Source organism: Bacillus cereus group sp. N31 (genome assembly GCF_016483245.1).
In the GTDB taxonomy this organism is placed as follows: Bacteria; Bacillota; Bacilli; order Bacillales; family Bacillaceae_G; genus Bacillus_A; species Bacillus_A toyonensis.
The window spans coordinates 22007-47837 of record NZ_JAEHCH010000020.1 but is presented as its reverse complement, the minus strand read 5'-3'; the positions used below and the strand labels follow the sequence as shown (position 1 = coordinate 47837).

Here is a 25831-nt window from a genome sequence, read left to right as displayed (position 1 = left end):
CTAGGATTTGTGAGGGGTTTTATGGAGATTTTTGTTGTCAAAATTAAAGATATAAATGATCAAAAATTAGAAAATATTTGTTCGTGGATAGATGAAGAGAAAAGATATAGAATAAAAAAATTTATTAATAAAAAAGATAAAATTAGAACCTTGATTGGTGAATTACTAGTAAGGACTCTAACAAATAAAAAGCTTAAAATCGGTAATGAAAGAATAGTATGGGGGAAAAATCATTATGGAAAACCTTATTTAAAGGGGTATCCGAATTATTACTTTAACATTTCACATTCGGGAGAATTTGTAGTATGTGCAATTAGTAATAACCCTGTTGGAATTGATATTGAACAAATAAAACAGATTGAATACGAAGAAATAGCAAAAAGTTTTTTCTGTGATAGTGAATATGCTTATATACAAAAAGGTGATGTTAATCATCAATTGAGGAAGTTTTATGAGGTATGGACATTGAAGGAGAGTTATATTAAATGCTATGGAAGCGGATTATCAATGTCACTAAAATCATTTTCTATTAATATAGATAGTCACAAAGCTGTTCGCATACTTTCCGATAATGGAGAAAAAAGTAATTCTTATTCAATGGCGATTTTTGATATAGAGTTAGAATACAAAATGGCTGTATGTTCATTAAATGAAGAAATTTCTAGTAATATAACAGTGATTAACCAAGATATTATTATTAATGATTTTTACAAACTTTTATCAGATAGAGGTGCATTTTAATGATGTTATTTTGTTTGCCTTATGCAGGAGGATCCGAAGCGTTATATTATAAATGGGGTGATTATCTAACCCCATCTATAAATCTATGTCCAGTACTGTTAAAGGGAAGAGGGAAAAGATTTAATGAACCATTTTATAATAGCTTAGAAGAAGCGGTAGATGACATCTTTGATAATATTTGGGATAAAATAGGTGAGGAAGATTATGCAATTTATGGACATAGTATGGGGAGCCTATTAGCGTATGAATTATACTATAAAATAATAGGAATGGGATTGAAGAAACCCAAGCATATCTTTTTTTCCGGATACAAAGCACCGAGTGAAAGGGAAAAGAAGGAGATAACTTATAATTTACCAAATAACGAGTTTAAAAATAGAGTTATAGAATTAGGGGGAACACCAGAAGAATTAATTCGTAACGAAGAATTGTTCGAATTTTTCATTCCTTTACTAAAACATGATTTTAAAATAGTTGAAACATATGAATATAAAGAAAAAGCGGACAAAATCACATGCGATATTACTGTATTAAATGGAACAGAAGATTTAATTAGTCTAAAAGGCATAATTGGTTGGAAGAAGCATACTTGTGGAAATTTTAAGATTTATAATTTGGAAGGAAATCATTTCTTTATAAATAACAATGTGGAAAAAATTACAACAATAATAAATGATACGTTAACTGAGGTTTTAAATTAGATTCCTCTGCTATATACCAATAGTTATCCTTACTTATTTATTTTCTTAATTATGTGCTGTAGTAGCGTTATCTGTAACTTGATATGAGTTTTAATATTTGTCTTTAATTAAATTACCACAAAAATTTCTGATTATTTTAATTATTCAGCTAAATCTTTTTCATATGTTTTTTGCATGAAAATAAGGAAATTTTTCTCGTAGTAAGTTAAATTCTTTTATAGAATTCCTTTTATTAACTTATAAATAGGGGGGATTGTATACCTTGTTATGAACGATGAATTTTTTATTTAATTCATTCTCTATATTTTTAACAGTAATAAAATAATAAATAATTTTGGTAATGGATAATTACTAAAAAAGGGGAAATTCAATATGTCTATTAAGAATTCTGGTGAAATAAACAAGGATGGTATAAGAACTTACGATGAGATTACAGTAGCAGAGCAAGATATGATATTAAATAAATTCAATTCCACCAAAACCGAATATCCAAGAAATAAGAACATAAACCAGCTATTTGAAGAACAAGTGGAGAGAACACCTGAAAATATTGCAGTTGTGTTTAAAGATAAACAACTCACATACAGGGAACTTAACGAGAAATCCAATCAATTAGCAAGGATGTTAAGGAATAAGGGCGTTAATACAGATGCTATTATAGGATTAATGACTGATAGATCACTTGAAATGATAATTGGAATAATGGGTATTTTAAAATCTGGAGCAGCTTACCTCCCAATTGATCCTGATACTCCAAAAGCAAGAATTGATTATATGTTACGGGATAGTCATGCCATGATTTTATTGACTCAAGAGAAATTCATTAAGAAAATCGAATATGATTTAGAAATAATTAATTTGGACGATCTAGATTCAAGTGACTTAAGTACAGGTAATCTGAAACATGTAAATCGTTTTGATGATACAGCTTATATTATTTATACTTCGGGTTCTACTGGAATACCAAAGGGAGTTATCATTTCGCATTATAGTGCTATCAGAGTCGTTCGAAATACAAATTACATAGCAATAAAAAATAATGATACCATTCTGCAGCTTTCGAATTATTCTTTTGATGGATCAATTTTTGATATATATGGTGCTCTGTTAAATGGGGCGAAATTAGTAGTGATAGAAAAAGATACAGTCACGGATATAAATAAGCTTGGAAATATAATTAAGCAAGAAAACATAAACGTGATGTTTATTACAACTGCTTTATTTAATGCGCTTGTAGATATAAAAATAGATTGTTTAATTAATATAAGAAAAATATTATTTGGAGGAGAAAGAATTTCAGTCTCCCATGCAAGAAAAGCATTAGAATTTCTGGGGAAAGATAAACTCATTCATGTATACGGACCAACGGAAAGTACTGTTTTTGCCACATATTACTTTATAAATGAAATAGATGAGGATGTTAACACTCTACCCATAGGTAAACCGTTAGCAAATACTTCAGTTTATATAGTAGATGAAGAGAAAAATTTACTTCCTATTGGTGAACCTGGAGAACTTTGTATTTCTGGTGATGGATTAACTAAAGGGTACTTAAATAATGAGCAGTTAACATTAGAGAAATTTGTTAAAAACCCATTTGCAGAAGGAGAGCGTTTATACCACACAGGAGATTTGGCTAGGTGGTTACCTGATGGGAATATTGAATTTATAGGAAGAATTGACCATCAAGTAAAGGTTCGGGGATTTAGGATTGAACTTGGAGAGATAGAGAGTCAGTTATTAAAGCATCAAAATGTAAAAGAAACTGTAGTTGTAGCAAGAGAAGAAAAGGACAAGAGCAATTATATTTGTGCATATCTAACATTAGTGGGAGAAGTTACTGTTGAAGAATTAAGAAGATTTTTAGGTGAAAAATTACCTGAATATATGATTCCTACTTATTTTCTTAAGTTAGATAAAATGCCGTTAACAGCAAATGGAAAAATAGATAAAAAGTCTTTACCTGAACCAGATCGAAGTTTTAATACCGAGGTTGAATATGAGGAACCAAGAAATGAGATTGAAAAACAGCTCGTTTTAATGTGGCAGGAAACTTTGAATATAAATAAAGTTGGTATTAATGACAGTTTTGCAATTCTTGGTGGGCATTCGATAAATGCAATGGAGCTTTTATCTAAAATGAATGACAGGTTAAGTGTTGATTTACCATTAAAAGAATTGTTTAGATTATCTACAATAAAGAAAATAAGTGCTTACATCGAAACAAACAAGGGAGAAATTATAGAGAACCGACAATTTACAAAAACTACAGATTTAAAGAATTTACATGAACCTTTCCCACTTACAGGTATACAATTAGCCTATTTAATAGGTAGAGATCCGGCTTTTGAAATTGGTGGCGCAGCTACAAATTTAACAGTCGAATTTGAAATAGATATTAATATAGATAGGTTTAATAGTGCATTACAAAAATTAATTAATAGACATCCAATACTAAGAACAATAGTTTTTGAAAATGGAACACAAAGAATCTTAGAAGGAGAACTTCTTTATTCTGTAGACACAGTAGATGTAAGGAATTTAAATCAAGAAGATATAATGATACGTATATTGGAACAAAGACAAAAAATGATAGCTAAAATCATAGATCCAAGTACTTGGCCATTATTTGAGATGAAAGCATTTATATTACCCAATAACCAAAAATATTTTTGGTTAAATATAGATCCGCTAATTTGTGATGACAGTAGCATGAAAATATTAATCAAGGAATTTAAAATGTTTTACAATCAGCCAAGTCTGCAGCTGCCTGACCTGGAGTATAATTTTAGAGACTATGTTTTAGCAACCAATGAATTTAGGCAATCTAATCGATATAAAAAAGATGAGAAGTACTGGTTAAATAAATTGGATAATTTCCCAAGTGCACCAGCATTGCCTTTAAAATGCAACCCATTAGAAATTGAGAAACCTACATTCGATAAATGTTCGGAATTTTTAGAACGTGAAACATGGAATAAATTAAAACAAAAAGCAAGAGAAAAAAATCTTACCCCTACATCGGTTTTATGTGCTGCATATGCTTATGTCTTAGCATATTGGAGTAATCAGAGTCAATTTGCAGTAAATTTAACTGTTTTTAATCGGATACCGTTTCATCAAGACGTAAAAAAAATCATTGGAGATTTCACAACTCTAATGTTATTAGATATTAATGCGAAAGATAGTATTGAGTCATTTTGGAAATTTGCTGCGAAGGTACAGGATACATTGTTAGAAGCTCTTGAACATAGACATTATGATGGTGTGGATTTTATAAGAGCTATTGGGAAAAAACATAGAATGGTTAATCAAGCTATAATGCCTATTGTCTTCACAAGTGTATTGAGTGAGGACTCAGATGATTCATTTGATCATTTGATAGACTTTGAAAAAATTAAATTTTTTAGTACAAGAACATCCCAAGTTTATATAGATAACCAAGTTTATGAATTAAATGGAGGTTTATATATTACATGGGATTACGTTGAACAATTATTTGAGAGCAATGTTATTAAATCAATGTTTGAACAATATATAAATGTATTAAATCAGGTTATATTTAATGATCAAGTGTCAGGTATTAACCTTAGTGAGAATAGCATAAAAGTTATTGAAACCTATAATGATACAAACAAAAAGTTTGATAAGTGTACTTTACATGAAATGTTTGTGAATCGAGCAAAACTAGTACCAGATAAGGTAGCTGTAATTCATCATGATGATTCGATAACTTATAAAGAACTAAATGAAAAATCGAATCAAATTGCAAGATACTTAATGGATAAGGGAGTTAGAAAAGGTGATTACATTGGTGTGATAGGTAAGCGATGTATAGATACCTTTATAAATTTGTTTGCTGTTTTAAAGGCTGGAGCAGCATATATACCGCTGGATCCTGATTATCCTGAAGAAAGAAAAGAATATATAAAAAAGAAAAGTAATTGTAAGTTCTTTATAACACCTTCTACCTATAAAGATGAAAATATTAGGGAATATTCTAGTGATGAAGTCAATATAAAAGTAGATGAAACAGATATGGCATATGTTATTTTTACTTCTGGTAGTACAGGAAAACCTAAAGGAGTTCAAATAACTCATGGTGCAGCAACAAATACAATTATAGATATTAACGAAAAATTCTGTGTGACAGAAAATGATAAAATTATGGGGATTTCTTCACTGTGCTTTGATTTGTCAGTTTATGATGTTTTTGGTGCATTGAGCTGTGGAGCGGCTCTTGTAATTATAGATGATCAAAGGGATGTATATAACTTAAAAAGAGTTGTAAAGAAAGAAGGAATCACAATTTGGAACTCAGTTCCAGCAATTATGGAACTGACAGTGGACTTATATAATGATAGTGAACAGGATGATAGTCTAAGGCTTGTATTGCTTAGTGGGGACTGGATACCGCTGGAACTTCCTCAGAAGATAAAGAAAACTTTCAAAAATGCGGAAGTTATTAGCTTAGGTGGAGCAACTGAGGGGTCAATATGGTCCATATATTACCCTATTAAGGAAATTAAGGGTGATTGGAAAAGCATACCATATGGAATGCCGTTGGCTAACCAGAAAATTTATGTATTAAATCAAAACAAGCAATTGTGTCCCGTGGATGTAGAGGGAGAATTGTACATTGGTGGAGTGGGAGTAGCAAGTGGGTATATAAATGATATTGAAAAAACTAAGATGTCATTTATTTTGCACGAAGAATTAGGATATATTTATAAAACTGGTGATTATGGCGTGTTAAAAGAGGACGGATATGTCGAATTTTTAGGAAGAAAAGACAGTCAAGTTAAGATAAGGGGATATAGGGTAGAATTAGGGGAAATTGAAAATTGTATAATCAAATATAAAGGTGTAAATAAAACAGTAGTAATTGACTATACAAACGATAATAAAATGAAAAGCCTATATGCTTTTGTAGTTTCAGATGAAGACATAAACCCAAATGAACTAAAACAATATTTGCAAAATCAGCTCCCGAATTATATGATTCCATCAAGATTTTTCAAAATAGATGAAATACCATTGACTGTAAATGGGAAAGTAAATAAGAGTATTTTGGGGGAGTTAATAAAAAATCATGAACTAGATGAAGTTGCAGCAACTAAATGTGAAGAAGCAGAAAATGAAACTCAAGCCCAAATATTAGATATATGGAAAGATGTATTCGGAATAGAAAACATAGGAATAGATACTAATTACTATGAAATAGGCGGAGATTCATTAAAAGCGATATCGATTGTTACCGAAATTAAAAAGAGAATGAATATAGAGGTGCCGATAGGAGAAATATTTAAAAATGATACTATAAAGGTATTAGATCAATATTTGAAAAATAGCCAAGACAATCATAGGGGAAATATGATTGAAAGGATATCGAAAAAGGATTATTATGCCACATCGCCTTCTCAAAAACGAATGTACATGCTTTCTATGATGGAAAATAATAGAGGAGCATATCATATTCCTATGGCGTTACTTGTTGAAGGTGAAATGGAATGTAATAGACTTGAAAATGCATTTAGAAAATTTATAGATAGACATGAAATCCTGAGAACAGGATTTGAAGTATTAGATAATGAATTAGTTCAAAGGGTTTATGATAAAGTTGATTTTGATTTGGAATACCAATGTTTAGATATAGTTGTAACAGATGATGAAGGTTTAAGAGATTTAACTAGCAAAATGTGTAAGGAATCAACAAAGCCTTTTGATTTAAGTAAGCCATCATTAATGAGAGCTAAACTAATTAAAATCGGAGTAGAGAAGCATATATTGGTTGTTAACTTCCATCACATAATAGCAGATGGGGTATCACAAGGAATATTTATGAATGAAATACTCGATTTATATAACAATCTTGATTTACCTAAGATAAATATACAATACAAGGATTATGTAGAATGGAATAATACGTATAATCAATCTAATGCTATAAAAAAACAAGAGCAATATTGGCTGAATTTATACAGTCATCTGCCATCTAAATTAGAATTACCTTATGATTATAGAAAAGAAAATATAGATACCTTTGCAGGAGAAAATGCATACTTTCATATAGGAAAAGAGTTATCTGAACAGATAAGAAGGGTAGCTAAGGATACAGGATCGACTTTATATATGCTTATGCTTAGCGCTTATCATATATTACTTCACAAATATACGGGAAAAACTGATATTGTTGTCGGAACAGCAGCATCAGGTAGGTTACATCAAGATTTACAAAATATTTTTGGTGTGTTCGTCAACACTATTGCTTTAAGAAACAATATAGATGCTACAAAAAGTTTTAAAGAAATTTTGGAACAGGTAAAAGAAAATACAATTACAGCATTTGAAAACTCAGAGTATCAGTTTGACGAACTAATTCGTAGTATAGACTATGAAAGAGACTCTAATAGAAACCCTTTATTTGATACCATGTTTGTATTGGAAGACGCTAAATTATTTACTAAGAAGCAAGGTGCTTTAAATCTTAGTCCAATAATATTTGAATTAGATAATGCAAAATTCGATATCACTTTTAATATTTTAGATTATGACGATGAGATTGTGTTAAATGTCGAATATAGTACCGGATTATTCAAAAGAGACACAATATTAATAATGACAGAAAATTATATTAATATTCTAAGGGAAATATCAAGGAATCTTTCGATAAGTGTAAATAAAATAGATATGATTCCACAAGAAGAAAAGCGCTTTTTATTGTATGAACATAACGATACAAATGTAGATTTCTCTAAAAACCAGTTAATACACAAGTTATTTGAAGAACAAGTAGAACGAACGCCAGATAGCATTGCAGTTGTTTTTGAAGATAAGAAATTGACATATAGGGAGTTAAATGAAAAATCTAATCAATTGGCAAGAGCGTTAAGAGAAAATGGTGTGGGTTCTGATAAAATAGTAGGAATATTATTAGAACGTTCAGTTGATGTGATTGTGGGAATTATGGGGATTTTAAAAGCTGGTGGTGCGTATTTACCAATTGATCCTACATATCCTATAGATAGGATTAAATATATACTTCAAGATAGTCAAACTGAAATATTATTGACCCAGGATAAATTAATTAATTTAGTTGATTGTACAGAAGTTGATGATATTAGCATTATTAATATTCATAATGAGCATTTGTTTAAATACGAAACCGAGAACTTACGTATTGATAGCAGCAGTAAAGATTTAGTCTATGTCATTTATACATCTGGTTCTACTGGAAAGCCAAAAGGAGTTATGGTGGAGCATCATTCATTGGTGAACTTATGTAATTGGCATAATTCCTTCAATGAAATAAGTGAAACTGATAAAAATGCCAGTTATGCAAGTATAAGTTTTGATGCATTTGCTTGGGAAGTATTTCCTTATATCATAGCGGGTTCAGAGATTCATATTATAAATGATAATTTAAAATTAGATATTACGAAATTAAACAAATATTTTATTGAAAAAGAGATTACAATAAGCTTTTTACCTACACAAGTATGTGAACAATTTTTAATGCTTGAGAATACATCTTTAAGGAGATTATTAACAGGTGGAGATAAACTAAATTATTTTGAAAATAAAAGTTACCAGATTGTTAATAACTATGGTCCTACAGAGAATTCAGTAGTAACAACAAGCTTTATTATAGAAAATTCTTATGACAATATACCGATAGGAAAACCAATATGTAATACAAAAGTCTTTATTTTAAACGAGTCTAATGGACTTTGTCCATTGGGAGTGCCAGGCGAGCTTTGTATCAGTGGAGAAGGTTTGGCCCGTGGTTATTTAAATAGACCAGATCTCACAGCAGAAAAATTCATTCCAAATCCTTTCATTCCAGGAGAGAGAATGTATCGAACAGGAGACCTTGTGAGAATGTTACCTGATGGAAATATTGAGTTTTTAGGAAGAATTGACCATCAAGTGAAAATTCGTGGTTTCAGGATTGAACTGGGTGAGATAGAGAGTCAACTTTTAAAACATAAGGAAGTAAAAGAAGCTGTTGTTATCGCAAAAGAAGATAATAATAATCATCAATATTTATGTGCGTACTTTACTTCTGAAACACCGAAGGACGAGACTAGGGTTCAAGAAATTCGAAAGTTTTTGGCAAAAGAGCTGCCAGAGTATATGATTCCTGCTTTTTTTGTTCAGCTAGACAAGCTACCACTTACTACAAATGGGAAAGTAGATCGAAAGGCTTTACCAAGTCCTGATGGAAGTTCCGTTGCAGGAGTAGTAGAGTATGAGGCGCCAAGGAACACAGTCGAAGAAAAGCTCGTATCCATTTGGCAAGATATTTTAGATATAGAAAACATAGGAATTCAACACAACTTTTTTGAAATTGGAGGCCATTCACTGAAAGCAACTACGATGGCTTCTAGAATCCATAAGGAACTTATGGTCGAGATACCTTTAAGACAAATCTTCCAAACACCTACTATAAAAGGGATTGGAGAATTTATTGACTCTACAAAAGAAAGTGTATATGCATCGATCAAAAAAGTAGAAGAACAAGATTATTATCCGCTTTCATCTGCCCAAAGAAGACTCTACATTTTAAACAAAATAGAGGGTAGCGGAGTATCTTATAATATGCCTTTCGCTATGAAAATAAAAGGTGATTTGGATGTTCATCAGCTTGAGAAGGCTTTCCATAAATTAATCGAAAGACATGAGGCTTTAAGAACTTCTTTTGTAATGGTAGATGGTGAACCAGTTCAAAAGATTGAAAAAGACATAGCTTTCCAAGTGACGTATAGAGAAATGGGTACCGATAAGCTAGATGATATAATCAATGGATTTGTTAAACCATTTGATTTGGAGAAAGCTCCTCTTTTACGGGTTGAAATTATACATGTCACAGATAATGAGCACGTGATGGTATTAGATATGCATCATATCATTTCAGATGGTGTATCAATGGGGATTTTCATGCAGGAATTAGCTGAATTATATAATGGTCAAAAATTATCTCCATTAAGCATTCAATATAAAGATTATTCTGCGTGGCAAAGAGGCTTGCTTACTCAAGAAGAAATCAAAAAGCAAGAAAAGTATTGGATGAATGTGTTCAATGAAGAAGTACCAGTACTAAATATGCCAACAGACTATAAAAGGCCAAAAAGAAGAAGTTTTGCTGGAGATAGAATCAATTTAAAAATCAATAGTGAAACTTATAATCAGTTAAACAAGTTGGCTACAGAAAATGAAGTTACTATGTATATGCTGATGTTAGCAGGATACACGACTTTGCTTTCTAAATATTCAGGGCAAGAGGATATAGTAGTAGGATCACCAATTGCAGGAAGAAAACATGTAGATTTAAATAATGTAATGGGAATGTTTGTGAATACCCTTGCGATGAGAAATTATCCAAAGGGCAATACATCTTTTAAAGAGTACTTAAAAGAAGTAAAAGAAAATACATTGAAAGCATATGAAAATCAGGATTATCAATTTGAAGAATTGGTAGAAAAGGTAAATGTGAGAAGAGACATTTCACGAAATCCACTATTTGATACGATGCTTGTATTTCAACACACTGATAATATGCTATTAAATTTAGATGAATTAAAGGTTAGCATGTTAGAAGATCAGCGGAAAATAGTTAAGTTTGATATTACTATACATGTAAGTGAGTTAGAGGATGGATTAGGACTAGAAATTGAATACTGTACGGCTCTCTATAATAAGGAGACAATAGAGAAGTTTTTAGAACATTTTATAAATATCTTAAGAGAAGTAGTAAAAAATCCAGAGCAGAAATTAAGTGAAATAGATATATTAACAGAGAAAGAAAAAAGTAAGTTATTAAACGAATTTAATAATACAAAAGGAAAATATGCTAAAGAAAAAACACTTCCAGAGCTTTTTGAAGAACAGGTAGAGAAGACACCTAATAATGTTGCACTTGTTTTCGAAAACCAAAGTATAACATATAAAGAACTAAATGAAAGGGCAAATAGCCTTGCGCATATACTTCGCGAAAAAGGAGTTGGTCCTGACGTAGTAACGGGAATAATGGTGGAACGCTCTATTGAAATGATAGTAGGTATAATGGGGATTTTAAAAGCTGGAGGAGCTTATTTACCAATTGATCCAACTTATCCTAGGAAAAGAAAAGAATATATGTTACGTAAAAGCCATATAGAGATACTATGCGTAACGAATGATGTTCATAGCGATCTATCTTTTCAGGGACAAATTCTACAATTAGATAAATTAAAATATGAAGAAAATAGAACGAACATCAGTAAAATAAATAGTCCCCGAAATTTAGCTTATGTAATATATACATCAGGTTCTACAGGGAATCCTAAAGGGGTAATGATAGAACAAAATAGTGTAAATAACTTAGTCAATGGGTTAAATGATGTAATTTATAAAAAATTTAATACTAATGTTAATGTCGCGTTGCTAGCACCATTTATATTTGATGCATCGGTGAAACAAATATTTGCAACATTACTTTTAGGACATACCTTATTTGTTGTGCCAAAGGAAGTAAGTTGGGATGCAATGAGTTTAATTGAGTATTATGCAACAAATAAAATACATGTATCCGATGCTACTCCGGCACATTTAACAATGCTTAGCTATGTAAAAAAAATAGAACAAGAATTAGAAATTAAAGAATTTATTGTAGGCGGAGAGGCATTAACGCCTTATTTAATCAAAGGTTTATTTGAAAAATTCGCCAATCTTCAACCTAATATTACAAATGTTTATGGGCCTACAGAGTGTTGTGTAGATTCCACAAGCTATAGAATTGAGTTTGATCAAATAAGCAATGATAAGGTAATTCCGATTGGAAAACCAATTTTAAACACTAATATATATATATTAGACAAGGGAAATAATCTTCAGCCAATTGGAGTAGCTGGGGAACTGTGTGTATCAGGTGAGGGGATAGCAAGAGGATATTTGAATAATCTAGAATTAACAGCTGAGAGGTTTATTGAAAATCCATTTGATAACGGTAAATCTATGTATCGTACTGGAGATCTTGCAAGATGGTTACCTGATGGGAATATAGAGTTTTTAGGACGGATAGATCATCAGGTGAAAATACGTGGTTATCGAATTGAACTCGGAGAAATAGAAAGTCAACTGTCAACTCATCAAGATATCGAAGAAGTGATTGTTATAGCTAGAGAAGATAAGGAAAATAATCAATATTTATGTGCATATATCGTTTCAGAAAAAGAATTACATGCAAGGGAAATTAGAGAATATTTAGAACAGAAACTTCCGGATTATATGATTCCTGGGTATTTTGTGAAATTAGATAAGCTTCCGTTAACAACGAACGGGAAAGTAGACAGAAAAGCACTTCCTGAACCAGATGGAAGCATTGATACTGGGGTAGAGTATGAGGAACCGAGAAATGAAGTGGAAGAAAAGCTCGTTGAAATTTGGAGAAGTATTATTGGGATAGAGGATATAGGGATTAATCATAATTTCTTTGTATCTGGAGGAGATTCCATTAAGGCAATCCAAATTATATCTAGATTATCTAGAATTGGCCTTAAATTAGAAATGAAAGATTTATTTGCACATCCCAAAATTAAAAATCTTGGAAAATATATAAAACGAGAAAAGAAAGAACAAAAGGTTCATGAAACAGTAAAGGGGGAAGTAGAATTAACCCCAATACAAAGCTGGTATTTTGAGAAAAACCAAGAAGAGATGAATCATTTTAATCAATCGTTCATGTTATTTAGAGAAAATGGATTTGATGAAAAACAGGTAGAAGAAATATTTAATAAAATTATGGAACATCATGATGCTTTACGCATGATATATAAAGAAAAAGAAGGAGAAATAATTCAATATAATAGAGGTTATGACAAGAACTTATTTGATTTATATATTTATGATGTTAAGGGCGTTGAGAATAAGGAAGAGAAGGTATATGAAATTGCTACAAGTATTCAAAAAGAGATGGATATTAAAGAAGGTAAACTTGTAAAGCTTTGTATATTTAAATCGGATGAAGGAGACCATCTTCTGATTGCGATTCATCACCTTGTAGTGGATGGGGTATCATGGAGAATCCTACTCGAAGATTTGGAGACTTTATATTCACAACTAGAAAAGGGTGAAAAGCTAGAAATAGGATTCAAAACAGATTCCTATAAAGAATTTGCATCAAAGTTAAAAGCTTATAGCGTGAGTAGGGAATTAATGAAAGAAAGGGAATATTGGACAAGCATATCAAAAGAGAATGTACAGTTTATCCCTAAAAAGAAAGAAATCACAAAAAACAACTTTGAAAATAGTAGTACAGTAAGTATTACATTAGATAAAGAACTCACTACATCTTTACTTAGAAAAACAAATAGGGCATATAACACAGAAATAAATGATATTTTATTAACAGCTTTAGCAGTTGGAATCAGAGAATTGACGGGGAAATACAAGCTAAAAGTAAATATGGAAGGGCATGGAAGAGAAGACGTAATAGAGAATTTCGAAATCAATAGGACTGTTGGCTGGTTCACGACGATGTATCCAGTGATTTTAGATATAGTGAACGAAAATGAACTTTCGACCAACATAAAGACAGTTAAAGAAACTTTGAGGAAAATACCGAATAAAGGAATAGGTTATGGAGTATTAAAACATTTAGCAAAAGATAAGGGATTTGTGAATGAAGAAAAGGCACCAATTTCATTTAACTATTTAGGTGAATTGGATCAAGATATTAACAGGAAAGAATTCTCTGCATCAAAATGGTCTATAGGTGAAACAGTCGGTAAGAAAATTACTAGGAATACATCTATAGAAATGAATTCAATGGTTTTAAATGGTGAATTGGTTATTCATACAACATTTAATGAATTAGAGTACAGTGAAAAAATGATAAAGGATTTAAATCAGAAATATAAAGAAAGTCTTGAAATAATAATTAATCACTGTGCGAATAAAGTAGAACCAGATCAAACACCTTTTGATTATGGAGATATAAATATAACATTAGAAGAACTTGAAGAAATAAAAGAAAAATACAATGGTTTTACTATCGAGAAAATATATCCGTTAGCAAATATGCAAAAAGGGATGTTATTCCATGCATTAGAAGATAAAAATTCAAGTATGTATTTTGAACAAATTGTAATGGATATAAAAGGGACTGTAGATGTAGATATTTTAGAAAAATCATTTAATACAATAATGAGGAGACACGAAATATTAAGAGCAGCATTTGAGTATGAATTAGTGGAGGAACCAAGACACGTCATACTTCAAGATAGAAAAGTAGGTTTCAACTATTATGATATTCAAGACGAAAACATTGAGCAGAAAACAAAGTTTATAGAGAATTATTTACAAAATGATAAACAAAAAGGCTTTAATTTAAGTAAAGACACATTAATGAGAATTAGCTTAATTCAAATAAATCAGGATTCATATAAATTGGTATGGAGTCATCATCACATATTGTTAGATGGATGGTGTCTTGGGATTATATTAGGTGAGTTATTTGATGTTTATGGAAGAAAGATGAAAGGTGAAGAGAGCCATTTAGCGGAGCCAACACCATATAGTGATTATATAAGATGGTTGGAAGAACAGGATAAAGAAGAAGGGTTAGCACATTGGAAGAGCTATTTGGATGGATATGAAGAACAAGCACAGGTTCCTAAAATCTTGAATAAAGTTAATGAGTATAAAAGAAAAGAAAAAATGATAGAATTTTCAAAAGAAATGACTCGTAACATTATTCAACTCGCAAATAGAAATCAAGTTACTTTTAATACCGTACTGCAGACAATTTGGGGCATTCTTTTAGCGAGGTACAATAATATAGAAGATGTTGTATTTGGAACAGTCGTATCAGGAAGAGAGGCAAAAGTAGAAGGAATTGAAGCGATGGTAGGATTATTCATTAATACAATTCCGACTCGAGTTAAACTCGAAAAAGATAGTAGTTTTAAAGAGGTTTTAAGAAATGTCCAGGATGAATCAATAGAAAATAATAAATATAACTATATAAATTTAGCTGAAATTCAATCTTTGCATGGTCTAAAAAGGAATCTAATTGATCATGTAATGGTATTTCAAAATTATTCACTCGATGATAGTAGTTTTAATCATGCAGAAAATAATACAGGTTTTATGTGTCAAAATATAAGGGGAGAAGAGCAAAGCAATTATGGATTCAACATTGTAGCAATTCCTGGAGAACAGTTAGTATTAAAATTAACTTATAACGAAAAGATTTATCCACAGAAAATAATAGACAATATAGAAATGCATCTTAAAAAAGTAACGGAACAAGTTGTTATAAATGAGGATAAGAAATTAAATGAGATAGACATAATCCCAGAGAAAGAGCGAAATGCATTATTGTATAGATTTAATGATACAAAGACGAATTATCCGAAGGATAAGACTATACATCAGCTGTTTGAGGAACAGGTAGAGAAAACGCCTAATCATATTGCCGTTGAATTTGAAGGCACTAAAATGACGTATCAAGAATTAAATGAAAGGTCTAATCAAGTTGCTAGATGGTTACGAGATAAAGGGATTACTGCAAATACAATTGTGGGAATTATGGTTGAGAGATCCCCTGAGATGATAATTGGAATAATGGGTATCTTAAAATCAGGTTCAGCTTATTTGCCGATAGACCCTAAATCTCCTCAGGATAGAATCAAATTTATGATACAAGATAGTGATATTCAAATTCTATTAACGCAGGAGAAGTTCATTAATGATTCCTCATTGGATGTAGAGATGGTTAGTTTAGATAAGAGTGAGAATTTTCAATTGAGTAAAGAGAATTTAGCTCCTATCAATGATTCTGGGAACATAGCTTATATCATATATACATCGGGTTCTACTGGAGTACCAAAAGGTGTGGTTACATCACACTCTAATGCAGTAAGAGTTGTTCGTGACACAAACTATATTAAGATTGATTCAGATGATATTATTTTACAGCTTTCAAATTATTCTTTTGATGGATCCGTATTTGATATCTACGGTGCATTGTTAAATGGTGCGAAATTAGTGATGGTATCAATAGATACAGTATTGAATTTAAGTAAGCTAACAAAATTAATAAAAGAAGAAAAAATTAGTGTTATGTTTATAACTACAGCCTTATTTAATACGTTGGTTGATTTAGAAATAGAGTGTTTATCTAATATAAGAAAAATCCTTTTTGGTGGTGAAAGAATTTCAGTATCACATACAAAACGGGCATTGGAGTATCTAGGGAAAGATAAGCTGATTCATGTATACGGTCCGACAGAAAGTACTGTTTTTGCTACGTACTATTATATAAATGAAATCAATGAAGAATTCGACACAATACCAATTGGGAAGCCATTAGCAAATACTTCAGTATTTATAGTAGATGGAAATCAGAGACTACTTCCAATCGGCGTAGCTGGAGAACTTTGTTTAAGTGGAGCAGGGTTAGCTCATGGATATTTAAACCGACCAGATTTGACAGCAGAAAAGTTTGTCTCCAATCCATTTATACCAGAAGAAAAAATGTATCGAACAGGGGATCTTGTTAGGATGTTGCCTGATGGAAATATTGAGTTCTTAGGTAGAATAGATCATCAAGTGAAAGTTCGTGGTTTCAGGATTGAACTTGGTGAGATAGAGAGTCAGCTACTTAAATATAAAGAAGTAAAAGAAGCTATTGTTATCGTACGAGATGATATTCATGGTGAAAAATATATATGCGCTTACTTTACTTCTGAAACATGGAAAGATGAATTGATAATTCAAGAAATTAGAAAGTATCTAACTAAAAAGCTTCCAGAGTATATGATTCCTGCATTTTTTGTTCAACTTGATAAGCTACCGCTAACTACAAACGGGAAAGTAGACCGAAAGTCATTACCAAAGCCTGATGGGAATGTAACAACTGAAGTAGAGTACGTAGCACCAAGTAATTTTGTAGAAGAGACTATTATTTCAATTTGGGAAGAAATCCTAGGCATCAAATCTATTGGGATTTCTCATAACTTCTTTGAAATAGGAGGAAATTCACTGAAGTTAATGAGTGCTGTTGCTGCTATTAATAAAGTTTTAAATACAGATATAAGCATTCACAATTTCTTTGAGAATCCAAGTGTAATGGGTTTAGCAAATTATATCCTATCAACTGAACATGATCGTCAAAATAGTTCTTATGATTATGTTGAGGAAGAGGTATAACGGTTTAAAATGAAATTCATTTCTTTTGGAAGTAAAAGATATTAGTAATAGGTGTAAAAAGGCAGATTTTCTATAATGCTGATTGCTTTGAGATTTAAGATTTAATTATAAAAAAAGGGGATTTATCCTAGGAAAACTGTACAATCTATACTTCTTCTCAGCAGGGAAAAAGCAATAGATTGTGCAGTTAAACTAGGCCCAATAGTTTAAATTTCAAAGATGTATATGAAATTTGATAGTTGTTTTAGTTATTTACTAATAGTGTGAGAAATTGAATGGGCACCGCGAAGGGAATGATTCTAGTTATGGATATTAAAGGGTTTATAAATGATTTGAAAAAATCAAACATTTTCTTATATCAGAATCAAGGGAAGATAAAAATTATTGGACCTCGTGAGCTAATAACAGCTGAATTAAAGGAAAAAATAAAGTTATATAAAGAAAAAATTATTATAGCTTTAAAAAATGAAGATATAGAAAAAAAGAATGAAATTCCAAAAGCGAAACAATCAGAAAACGATTGTTATACCTTATCAATGGCACAAAAAAGGATGCTTATTTTAAATAATTTGGAATCTAAAGGTACGACATATAATATTCCTTTAGTTATCAAAATCGTGGGCCATTTTCAAATGCGTGTTTTTGAGAATGCTTTTAAGGCACTAATTGATAGACATGAGTCATTAAGAACATCCTTTGTAATGATTGATGGAGAACCAGTTCAAAAGATAGAAAAAGAAATAGATTTTAAAATTGAATATAGTGAATTAGGAGCAGATAGTATATCAGAACGAGTGGCACGATTTATAAGACCTTTTGATTTAGAGATAGCGCCGCTTCTAAGGGTAGAGATTTTATGTGTTAATCAGAATGAGCATATCATGATGCTTGATATGCATCATATTATTTCAGATGGAGTATCAATGGGCATTTTGATGAAGGAGTTAGCTGATTTAGTTAGAGAAAAAGAATTAGCACCATTAAAAGTTCAATATAAAGACTATTCGGAATGGCAAAAAGAATACTATAAAGGAGATAACGTAAAGCAGCAGGAGGAATATTGGCTCAAGGTATTTGAGGGTGACATTCCAGTTCTGAATATGCCAACTGATTTCCCAAGACCACAAATACAAAGTAGTGAGGGAGATAGGCTTGGTTTTGAAATAGATTCTGAACTAACAAATAAACTTAAATTTCTTGCAAGAGAAAATGGAGTTACTATGTATATGCTTCTTTTAGCAGTATATAAAACGCTTCTTTCTAAATATACAAGGCAAGAGGACATAATAGTTGGTTTACCAATTGCGGGAAGAACACATGATGATTTAAAAAATACGATTGGCATGTTTGTCAATACTCTTGCAATGAGAAGTCATCCAAAAGCAAATACTAAATTCATTGATTATTTAAAACAAGTAAAAGAAAACACATTAAATGCTTATGAGAATCAAGAATATCAATTTGATACCTTAGTAGAGAAACTAAATTTAAGAAAAGAAACAAGTAGAAGCGCATTGTTTGATACGATGTTTGATATACAAACTCAAAATGATTTTGAGTTTAATATAAATGGAGTAACCACTGAGGTTTGCGATATTGATTTTAATGTGGCGAAGTTTGATTTAAGTCTTACGGCGATAGAATATACAGATCATTTGAAATTTGATTTGCAATATTGCACAAAATTATTTAAAAAAGAAACAATCAAAAGACTTGCAGGTCATTTAGTAAATGTAATAAAGGAAATTACCAATAATCCGGGGCTTAAATTAGGAGAAATAAATTTACTTTCAGAAGAAGAAACGAAAAACATATTACACAAATTTAATGATACTAGGGCTGAATTTCCTAAAAATAAAACCTTAAATCATGTATTTGAAGAGCAGGTTTTAAAAACACCAAATCATATTGCAGTTATATTTGAAGAGGAACAATTAACATATACACAACTAAATGAAAAAGCAAATCAACTGGCAAGGTTGCTTAGAAAAAATGGTGCAAAGCCGGATACTGTAATAGGAATTATGGCGGATAAATCCCCAGAAATGATAATTGGCATATTGGCGATTTTAAAAGCTGGAGCAGCATATTTACCAATTGACCCTGAGTATCCTGAGGAAAGAATTGAATATATGCTAAAAGATAGTGAAGCAAATTTAGTCGTTACTCAGGAGCACTTACAATTTAAGGTAAGAACAGTTTCAAGTATTTTATTTAATGATGAAGAAATTAGTTATTTAAATAAGGACAACCTAGAAAATTTAAATCATTCATCTGATTTAGCTTATTTAATATATACGTCAGGTTCTAGTGGAAAGCCTAAAGGGGTTATGACTACACATTGTAACGTTATTAACTATATTTATGCATTTTCAAAACAAATTACTTTAAATGAAGAAGATTCTATATTACAAGTAGTTTCATTTTCATTTGATGCTTTTACGGAAGAAATATTTCCTATTTTAGCTAATTCAGGGAAATTAATTATTAGTAAAAAAATTGGTGATCTGAACATAGATGAGCTAGTTAAAAATATTGAAAAATATAATGTAACTTTAGTAAGCTGTTCACCACTGTTACTCAATGAAATTGATAAAAATAAGCATTTAATACTTAATAAAAATATGAAATTTATTAGTGGTGGAGATGTTTTAAAGTATGAATATATAAAAAATATTATTGAGATTGCCGATGTTTATAATTCATATGGTCCTACAGAAACAACTGTTTGCGCAACATATTATAAGGTCAGTTCCAATGATTGTATAGGAATGAGTGTACCTATAGGTAAACCATTAAGTAATTATAAATTATATGTTTTGGATAATAACGCTCAATTACTGCCGATAGGAATACCTGGTGAATTATATATAGGTGGAGAAGGTGTAGCACGAGGATACAAAAATAATAAAGAATTAACTGAAGAAAAATTCAAGCCTAATGCTTTTAGTTTAGAAGAACGAGTGTATCGGACTGGAGATTTAGTAAAATGGCTACCTGATGGAAATATTGAATTTTTAGGTAGAATAGATAATCAGGTGAAAATTAACGGTTTTAGAATTGAACTGGAAGAAATTGAATATCACTTATTAAGACAATCGAACATAAAAGAAGCTAAAGTAATTGATAAAGAGGGAATAGATGGAAATAGATATCTTTGCGCATTTATTACAGTTAATGATTTGAATGAGGAACTGAACATAGATAAAGTGAGAGAGTTGCTTGCCAAAGAGCTTCCTGGTTACATGATTCCTTTACATTTTATAGAGATGGAAAGATTGCCGATTACACTCAATGGAAAAGTGGATGTGAAAGCATTACCGGAACCAGATTTCAGTAAATTTATAGAAGATCATTATGAAGCACCTCGAAATCTAGTAGAAGAGAAGTTGGCTTTAGTGTGGAAGGACGTTTTGGGTATAGAGAAAATTGGAATAAATCATAACTTCTTTGAAGCGGGAGGACACTCACTAAAAGCTTTTTCATTGGTATCAAAGATACACAAAGAATTAAATGTTGAAATACCATTAAAACAAATATTTAATTTTCCTACTATCAAAGGTATTGGTGAATATATAAAAGGGAAAGAAATGAGTACTTACTCAAAAATAAAGAAAGCTGAGGAGAAACAATTTTATAATCTTTCATCGGCTCAAAAAAGGCTATATATTTTAAATCAAATAGAGGATAGTGGAATTACTTACAATCTACCAGTTGTTATACAAATGAAGGGGCGCTTTCAATTGGACACTTTTGAAAAAGCCTTTAAAGCATTAATTGATAGACATGAAGCATTAAGAACATCTTTTGTAATGATTGATGGAGAACCAGTTCAAAAGATAGAAAAAGAAATAGATTTTAAAATTGAATATGGTGAATTAGGAGAAGAGAACGTATCAGAACGAGTGGCGCGATTCATAAGACCTTTTAATCTAGAGGTAGCTCCTCTTCTAAGGGTAGAAATCGTACAAGTTAGTCAGGATGAGCATATCATGATGCTTGATATGCATCATATTATTTCAGACGGAGTATCAATGAGCATTTTGATGAAAGAGTTAACAGATATATTTGGAGAAAAAAAATTAGCGCCATTAGAAATTCAATATAAAGACTATTCGGAATGGCAAGAAGAGTTTTATGAAGGTGATAATATAAAGAAACAGGAGGAATATTGGCTTAAAGTATTTGAGGATGAGATACCAGTTCTGAATATGCCAACTGACTTTCCAAGACCACAAATACAAAGTAGCGAGGGAGATAGATTAAGTTTTGAAATAGATTCTGAACTAACAAACAAACTTAAAATGTTTGCAAGGGAAAATGGAGTTACTATGTATATGCTACTTTTAGCAGCATATACAACGCTACTTTCGAAATATACGGGACAAGAAGACATTATAGTTGGTTCGCCAACTGCAGGAAGACAACATGATGATTTAAAAAATACTATTGGTATGTTTGTTAATACTCTTGTGATGAGAAATCGTCCTAAAGCAGACAGTAGATTCATTGATTATTTGAAGAAAGTAAAAGAAAATACCTTAAATGCTTATGAAAATCAAGATTATCAATTTGATGAGTTAGTTGAAAAGCTAGCCTTAAAAAGGGATATTAGTAGAAACGTATTGTTTGATACGATGTTTTCTATTCAAAATTTAGATAATCTAGAGTTGAATATAAAAGGCTTGAAAATCGAACCGTATGACATTGATTTTAAAGCGGCAAAGTTTGATTTAAGTCTATCGGCAATTGAAAATACAGATCATATAGAATTTATTTTAGAGTATTGCACAAAATTATTTAAAGAAGAAACAATACAAAGAATTGGAAATCATGTAGTTAATATCTTAAAAGAAATTGTTAATAATCCTGAACAAAAATTAAGTGAAATAAATTTGCTTTCACAAGAAGAAAGAGAAATCATATTAAACAAGTTTAATGATACAGCTGTTGAATATCCAGTAGGTACTATACACGAACTTTTTGAAGAGCAGGTTAAAAAAACACCAAATCATATAGCTGTAGTGTTCGAAGAAAAGCAGTTGACCTATGAAGAATTGAATAAAAAAGCAAATAAACTAGCTAGAACTTTGAGAGGAAAAGGTGTTGCACAAAATAGTATAGTTGGAATAATGGTGGATAGATCAGTAGAAATGATTGTAGGAATATTGGGGGTTCTAAAAGCTGGAGGAGCATATCTGCCGATAGATCCAGAATACCCTACAGAGAGAATAGAATTTATGCTTGAGGATAGTAATGCGGACATTATTATTACCCAAGAACATCTAACGGATAAAAATGGTGCCTACGGTGAAGTAGTAAATATAAATCATATAGATATATATGATATCGATGAAGATAATTTGAATCATATCAATTCACCGGATGATTTAGTGTATATCATATATACATCAGGAACAACTGGAAACCCTAAAGGTGTGCTAGTAGAGCATGAAAATTTGGTTAATGTCCATTACACTTGGAGAGATCACTATGAATTGTCAAAGTATGACGTCAATTTACTACAAATGGCTAGTATGTCGTTTGATGTATTTGCAGGGGACTTATGCAGAAGTTTATTAAATGGTGGGACAATGTATATAGTACCGAGTCATATCAAGCTAGAACTGGATTTATTATATAAGACAATTAAGAAGTATAAAATTAATATTTTTGAATCGACTCCAAGTCTTATTATACCTTTTATGAATTATGTATATGAAAATAATTTTGACCTCACGACATTACGATTATTAATATTAGGTTCTGATAGCTGTCCTATACATGAGTACAAAAATTTGGTTAAAAGATATGGGGAGAATATGAGAGTAATTAATAGCTATGGAGTTACAGAAGCAACTATTGATTCTAGCTATTATGAAGAAGAGTACGAGTATATACCGCAAATGGTAAATACCCCCATAGGGAAGCCGTTAAATAACACAAAATATTATGTTTTAAACTCTTTATTAGAACCACAACCTTTAGGGGTGTATGGTGAATTGTACATTGGTGGAAAAGGTCTTGCAAAAGGATACCTAAACAAACCAGACCTTACTCATGAAAGGTTTGTTTCAAATGGCTTTATACCTGGTGAAAAAATGTATAAAACAGGAGATTTGGCAAGATGGCTTTCAGATGGAAATATTGAGTTTTTAGGAAGAATAGACAATCAAGTAAAGGTTCGAGGGTTTAGGGTAGAAATAGGAGAAATTGAAGCTAAACTATTAAGTAATCAAAATATAGATCAGGCGGTAGTAGTTGATCGGAAAGATAATGCTGGTTTTACCTATTTATGTGCATACATAATAGCTAAAGAGGAGCTAACTACAAGTGAATTAAGAGACTACTTGTCAAATTATTTACCAGATTATATGATTCCTGCATTTTTTATTCAATTAGATAAAATGCCTCTTACACCGAATGGAAAAATAGATAGAAAAGCATTGCCTCTTGTACAAGGGGGGGACCTTTCTAAGGGAACAGATTATGAAGCGCCTCGAAATGAAGTGGAAGAACATCTTGTATCAGCTTGGCAGGATGTCTTGGGTATTAAAGAAATTGGAATTAACGATAGTTTTTTTGAGGTTGGTGGAGATTCTATAAAAGCGTTACAAATAGTTTCTAAACTATCGAAAGTGAATCTTAAATTCAAAATTAAAGATTTATTTGAAAACCCGAAAATTAAAAATCTTAGTAAGTATGTAAAAAATGAATCGAGAGTAAAGAAAAACTATGAAATAATTCAGGGAAACGTTCCTTTAATGCCAATACAGAAAAGACATTTTGTATTAAACAAAGCATTAAATAATAAAGAGCTAAATCACTATAATCAATCATTTATGCTGTATAGAAAAAATGGATTTGAAGAACAGATTGTAGAAAAGGTGTTTCGTAAAATTTGTGAAAAACACGATGCTTTACGAATGATTTATAAAGAGGAAAATGGTGAAATAATTCAATATAATCGTGATTTGAATGGGGATTTCTTTGATTTATATGTCCATGATATTAAGAATCAGGATAATCAACAGGAGATAGTGGGTCAACTAGCAACAAATATACAAAAAGAAATTTCGATTACTGACGGTAAAATGTTAAAACTTTGCATTTTTAGAACAAATGAGGGTGATCATTTGCTTATTACTATCCATCATCTTGTAATAGATGGAGTGTCATGGCGAATATTGTTCGAAGATTTCGAAATGTTATATAAACAAGCATATCTCAATGAAAAACTTGATATAGGTTTTAAAACGGATTCATTTAAGGAGTTTTCAGAAAAGTTAATGGATTATGCGGTAGGTAATAAACTTTTAAAAGAAAAAAAATATTGGGCAGACATATCTAAAATGAAAGTAGATTTTTTAGCGAAAAATGAAGAAATAGATGTGACCGATTATAAAAATAGCAAGACCTTAACCATTTCACTAAATAAGGAGAACACTCAAAAGTTATTGGGAGAAACAAACAAAACATATAATACTCAAATAAATGATATCCTTTTAGCGGCTTTGTTAGTAACAGTAAGAGATTTAACAGGAGAAAACAGGCTGAAAATTCTCATGGAAGGTCATGGAAGAGAAGAAGTCATTGAAAACATAGATGTTAGTAGAACTATTGGGTGGTTTACTACAATATACCCTGTATATTTTGATTTAGGTAAAGAAAAAGAAATTTCTATGAGTATAAAATTGGTAAAAGAGACTTTAAGAAAAATTCCTAATAACGGAATAGGATATGGGGTTTTAAAATACCTGAAAAAGGATCAAGATTTGTTAAATGATGAAACGGCACCTATATTATTTAATTATTTGGGAGAAATGAGTAAAAAAGCGACCAATGAAGAATTTTCTGCATCATGGCTATCACCTGGCGAAAGTATAGGTGGCGAAAATGCAAGAGATGCTTCTATAGAAATTAATTCAATAATTGTAGAGGATACATTAATAATAAACACTACCTTCAACGAAGGAGAATATTCCGAATTTTTAATCGCTGATTTTAACCAAAAGTATAAAGAGAACCTTGAAATGATAATCGATCATTGTATTAATCAAACGGAATCAGAAAAAACAGCTTCCGATTATGGTTACAATAAAATGTCACTAGAAGAGCTTGATGAGTTACTAGGTGAATATGAATACATCGATAATTAAAGCCTGGAGGCAAAACACAATCATAACGACTACTTA

4 protein-coding genes are annotated in these 25831 nt (G+C 30.9%); all 4 read left to right on the top strand.

What is annotated here, in order from left to right; all coding sequences use genetic code 11:
• Nucleotides 1-21 precede the first annotated feature (21 nt).
• Nucleotides 22-741, top strand: coding sequence for a 4'-phosphopantetheinyl transferase family protein (locus JDS81_RS21400; RefSeq protein ID WP_097953358.1), 720 nt, complete (start codon nt 22-24; stop codon nt 739-741).
• Entirely contained in the window at nt 741-1442 is a 702-nt protein-coding gene (locus JDS81_RS21395) for a thioesterase II family protein (protein WP_088123159.1), read from the top strand. Before JDS81_RS21400 ends, JDS81_RS21395 begins: the two co-directional genes overlap by 1 nt.
• A 372-nt stretch (nt 1443-1814) precedes the next feature.
• Nucleotides 1815-17636, top strand: coding sequence for a non-ribosomal peptide synthetase (locus tag JDS81_RS21390; RefSeq protein WP_199688618.1), 15822 nt, complete (start codon nt 1815-1817; stop codon nt 17634-17636).
• 305 nt (nt 17637-17941) lie between these two features.
• On the top strand, nt 17942-25795 hold the full coding sequence (locus JDS81_RS21385) for a non-ribosomal peptide synthetase (protein ID WP_142316355.1): 7854 nt from the start codon (nt 17942-17944) through the stop codon (nt 25793-25795).
• Nucleotides 25796-25831 lie beyond the last annotated feature (36 nt).

Excerpts from the sequence above, each read along its gene's own strand:
- JDS81_RS21400 (WP_097953358.1), top strand. The coding sequence starts at position 22 with ATGGAGATTTTTGTTGTCAAAATTAAAGATATAAATGATCAAAAATTA.
- JDS81_RS21390 (WP_199688618.1), top strand. The coding sequence starts at position 1,815 with ATGTCTATTAAGAATTCTGGTGAAATAAACAAGGATGGTATAAGAACT.
- JDS81_RS21395 (WP_088123159.1), top strand. The coding sequence starts at position 741 with ATGATGTTATTTTGTTTGCCTTATGCAGGAGGATCCGAAGCGTTATAT.
- JDS81_RS21385 (WP_142316355.1), top strand. The coding sequence starts at position 17,942 with ATGGATATTAAAGGGTTTATAAATGATTTGAAAAAATCAAACATTTTC.